Here is a 4,349-nt window from a genome sequence, read left to right on the forward strand (position 1 = left end):
CGTCGGCCTCGCGGCGGCCGGCGCGGTCTGGGCGTTTCTGCCCGGCGGGCCCGCCGCACCTGCCGCGCCCCAGGCCACCGCCGCGGCGCCCGCTCCGCCTCCCGCCGCCGCGACGACGGTCGGCCAGGCGCCGCCCGCCCCGGCGGCCCGGACACGGCCGAGCGGCCTCGCCGCCTCCGGCTACGTGGTGGCGCGCCGCAAGGCGACCGTGGCGGCCGAGATCACCGGCAAGGTGATCGAGGTGCTGGTCGAGGAGGGCATGGTGGTCGAGGCCGGCCAGCCGGTCGCCCGGATCGACTCGACGCTCGCCGAGACCGACTTCGCGCTCGCCACCTCCAAGGTCGAGGCGGCCGACGCCGCCGTGACGGCGATCTCGGCCGACCTGCGCGACGCCGAGCGCATCCACGAGCGCACCAAGAGCCTGTCGCAGAAGAGCTTCGCCACCGAGGCCGACCTCACCCGCACCGAGGCGCGCGTCAACGTGCTGCGCGCCCAGCTCGCCCAGGCGAAGGCCCAGCTCGGCGCCGCCAAGCTCGACGCGCGCCGCTCCGGCGAGGTGCTGGACAAGCACACCGTCAAGGCACCGTTCAGCGGTGTCGTCGTGGATCGCAGCGCCCAGCCGGGCGAGATGATCTCGCCGATGTCGGCGGGCGGCAGCTTCACCCGGACCGGCATCTGCACCATCGTCGACATGGGCTCGATCGAGGTCGAGGTCGACGTCAACGAGGCCTTCATCGGCCGCGTCCAGAAGGGCGGCGCCGTCAACGCGGTGCTGGACGCCTATCCGGACTGGTCGATCCCGTCCTATGTCATCGCTATCGTGCCGACCGCCAATCGCGAGAAGGCCACGGTGCGGGTGCGGGTCGGCTTCCGACAGAAGGACCCGCGCATCCTGCCGGACATGGCCGTCAAGGTCACGTTCGTCGAGGACGAGGCGGCGACGGCAGCCGCATCCGAACGCACCTCGGCGGCCCGCTAGGGCCCGATCATCATCATCGCAGCGGAGCGAAAGCGTCGATGTCCGACACGTCCCTGGTTCGTCTCGCCGGCGTCAGCAAAGGCTTCGTCAAGGGCAAGGACGCGATCACCATCTTCGAGCGGCTGGACCTCGCCATCCCGCAGGGCGACTTCGTCGCCGTGATGGGGCCGTCCGGCTCCGGCAAGTCGACGCTGCTCAACCTGCTCGGCGGCATCGACCGGCCGGACTCGGGCGAGATCCACATCGCCGGCTCGCGCATCGACACGCTCTCGGAAGGTCAGCTCTCGCAGTGGCGCGCCGCCACCATCGGCTTCGTGTTCCAGTTCTACAACCTGATGCCGATGCTCACCGCCGCCCAGAACGTCGAGCTGCCGCTGCTGCTGACGCGGCTCGGCAAGGCCGAGCGGCGGACGCATGTCGAGACGGCGCTGAAGATCGTCAACCTCGCCGACCGGGCGAAGCACTATCCGCGCGAGATGTCGGGCGGCCAGCAGCAGCGCGTCGCCATCGCCCGCGCCATCGTGTCCGACCCCGAGCTGCTGCTCTGCGACGAGCCGACCGGCGACCTCGACCGCGCCTCGGCCGACGAGATTCTGGGCATGCTGACGATCCTCAACCGCGACCTCGGCAAGACCATCGTGATGGTGACGCACGATCCGGCCGCCGCCCGCTATGCGAGCCGCACCCTCCACCTCGACAAGGGACATTTCGAGGAGAAGGAGCTGGCCGCGTGAACGACTTCCTGCTCGTCCGCAAGAACCTGTTCCGCAAGAAGCTGCGGGCGATCCTGATGATCGTCTCGATCCTGATCGCCTTCGCCATCTTCGGCGTGCTGGCGGCGTTCGAACGGGCCTTCAACGCCGGCGAGGACGTCTCCGAGGCCGACCGGCTGGTGGTGGTCAACAAGATCAACTTCACCCAGCCGCTGCCGATCGCCTATTTCAACCGCATCGCGGCCGTGGAGGGCGTGCGCCAGGTCACCTTCGCCAACTGGTTCGGCGGCTACTATCAGGATCCGAAGAACTTCGTGATCGTGATGGCGGTCGAGCCCGAGACCTATCTCAAGGTGACCGGCACGGACTTCGCCTTCACGCCCGAGATGACGCAGGCCTTCGTGCGCAATCGCACCGGCACGCTGGTCGGCCGGGCGCTGGCCGAGAAATGGGGCTGGAAGGTCGGCGACCGCATCCCGATCTCGTCCAGCATCTTCTCGCAGAAGAACGGCACCCACACCTGGGACGTCACCATCGTCGGCATCTTCGACAAGAACAAGCCGCAGGCCGACACCAACCTGATGTTCATCCAGTACCCGTATTTCGACGAGACCCGCTCGTTCGGCAAGGACACGATCGGCTGGCTGGTGCTGAAGACCGCGTCGTCTGCGGTCAACGACCAGGTCATCAAGACGATCGACCAGATGTTCGCCAACTCGTCCTGGGAGACCGCGACCGACACCGAGAAGGCCTTCAACAAGGCCTTCGTGGCGCAGCTCGGCAACATCGCCCTGATCGTCACGCTGGTCGTCGGCGCCGCCTTCGTCACCATCCTGATGATCGTCGGCAACACCATGGTGATGGCCATCCGCGAGCGCACCCGCGAGATCGCCGTGCTCAAGACGCTCGGCTTCTCGGGCGCGCGGGTGCTGCGCCTCGTGCTGGGCGAGACTCTGCTGCTCGCCGTCATCGGCGGAACGCTGGGCCTCGGCCTCGCGACGCTCGCCACCTTGCTGATGCGCCAGAGCCTGTCGATGTTCGTGCCCGGCCTGCGCATGAGCCCGGAGATCGTGCTGACCGCGGTCGGGTTCATGATCCTGCTCGGGCTGGCGACCGGCCTGGTGCCGGCGCTCAACGCGTTCCGGCTGAAGATCGTCGAGGCGATGGGGCGCGGCTGATGCGGGTCTGTTTGCAAGACGCTGCGTATGACCACCCTCACCCTGAGGAGGCCGCGAAGCGGCCGTCTCGAAGGGCGAGGGCGGCCCGGGCGGCGGCGCAGTTCGGGGCCGCATGGTTCGAGACGCGCACCTTCGGTGCGTTCCTCACCATGAGGTCGGACGCGGTCGTATCGAATATGCGTGAATGGCCATGCTGAAGCAGATCGTCGCCGTCACGGCCATCAACCTGAAGAGCATCCCGCGGCGCTTCTGGCTGTCGCTGTCGACCGTCGTCGCGGTGGCTCTGGTCGTGATGGTGCTGCTGTCGTTCCTCGCCATGTCGGCGGGCTTCCGCCGCACGCTGGCGAGCTCGGGCGCCGCGGACGTCGCCATCGTGCTGCGGGCCGGGGCACGGGCCGAGCTCAACAGCGTCATCGCGCGCGACCAGGTGCGCCTGCTCGAGGACGCGCCCGGCGTCGCCCGCGACGCCCAGGGCAAGCCGCTCGCCTCGGCCGAGCTCTATCTGGTCGTCGACGGCATCAAGAAGACCACCGGCACCAAGGCGAACCTGCCGCTGCGCGGCATCGGCGAGAGCGGCGCGGCGATCCGCAAGGGCATCCGGCTCACCGAAGGCCGGATGTTCGCGCCGGGTAGCAACGAGGTGGTGGTCGGCAAGAGCCTGCTGCGCGAGTTCCAGGGCTTCGAGCTCGGCCGCACCGTCAAGTTCGGCACCGCGCTGTGGACCGTGGTCGGTGTCTTCGAGGCGGACGGCAGCGTGTTCGAATCGGAGATCTGGGCCGACCTGCCGGTGGTGCAGAGCCTGTTCAACCGCCCCAACACGTTCCAGATTCTCCGTGCCCGGCTCAGCGGGCCGGACGGGCTCGCCGCGATGAAGGCGTTCAACGACGGCGATCCCCGGCTCAAGCTCGACGTCAAGTCGGAGCAGGACTACTTCTCGGAGCAGTCGTCGCAGACCTCGGATCTGATCCAGAAGCTCGGCTGGCCACTCGCCATCGCGATGGCGTTCGGCGCCATGGCGGGCGCGCTCAACACCATGTACTCGTCGGTCGCGTCGCGCTCGGTCGAGATCGCGACGTTGCGCGCCATCGGCTTCGGCGGCTTCCCGGCCTTCGTCGGCACGCTGGTCGAATCGCTGCTGCTGGCCGGCATCGGCGGCGTCATCGGGGCGGTGGCGACGTGGCTGATCTTCGACGGCTTCTCGGCCTCGACGCTCGGCGCGAGCTTCACCCAGGTGGTGTTCAGCTTCCGGCTCACCCCGGCCCTGATCGGCCAGGGCGTCGCGCTCGCCCTGATCGTCGGCCTGATCGGCGGCCTCCTGCCGGCCATCCGCGCCGCCAGGATGCCGATCGTCCAGGGCCTGCAGGGGTAGAGGCGGCACGTCAGACTGCAACGTCTCTCCTCATGGTGAGGAGCGCTCCGAAGGAGCGCGTCTCGAGCCATGTGGCCACGGGCGGCGACGCAGAGGCCGCCCCCGCCCTT

General features: G+C 68.9%; 4 protein-coding genes. All 4 read left to right on the forward strand.

Annotated elements, in window-relative coordinates; genetic code table 11:
• A partial coding sequence (locus CH341_RS27240) for an efflux RND transporter periplasmic adaptor subunit (RefSeq protein WP_111422097.1) occupies positions 1 to 979 on the forward strand: 979 nt, incomplete at its 5' end.
• Between the two features lie 38 nt (positions 980 to 1,017).
• Complete coding sequence (locus tag CH341_RS27245) at positions 1,018 to 1,713, forward strand: ABC transporter ATP-binding protein (RefSeq protein ID WP_111422098.1); 696 nt, start codon at positions 1,018 to 1,020, stop codon at positions 1,711 to 1,713.
• Positions 1,710 to 2,870: an ABC transporter permease gene (locus tag CH341_RS27250; protein ID WP_111422099.1), complete on the forward strand. Its 1,161-nt coding sequence runs from the start codon at positions 1,710 to 1,712 to the stop codon at positions 2,868 to 2,870. Before CH341_RS27245 ends, CH341_RS27250 begins: the two co-directional genes overlap by 4 nt.
• Positions 2,871 to 3,054: 184 nt before the next feature.
• Positions 3,055 to 4,239, forward strand: a complete 1,185-nt coding sequence (locus tag CH341_RS27255; RefSeq protein ID WP_170149828.1) for an ABC transporter permease — start codon at positions 3,055 to 3,057, stop codon at positions 4,237 to 4,239.
• Positions 4,240 to 4,349 lie beyond the last annotated feature (110 nt).

The organism is Rhodoplanes roseus, assembly GCF_003258865.1.
GTDB classification, from domain to species: domain Bacteria; phylum Pseudomonadota; class Alphaproteobacteria; order Rhizobiales; family Xanthobacteraceae; genus Rhodoplanes; species Rhodoplanes roseus.

Coding starts and splice junctions, on each gene's coding strand:
- CH341_RS27245 (WP_111422098.1), top strand. CDS start 1,018: ATGTCCGACACGTCCCTGGTTCGTCTCGCCGGCGTCAGCAAAGGCTTC.
- CH341_RS27255 (WP_170149828.1), top strand. CDS start 3,055: ATGGCCATGCTGAAGCAGATCGTCGCCGTCACGGCCATCAACCTGAAG.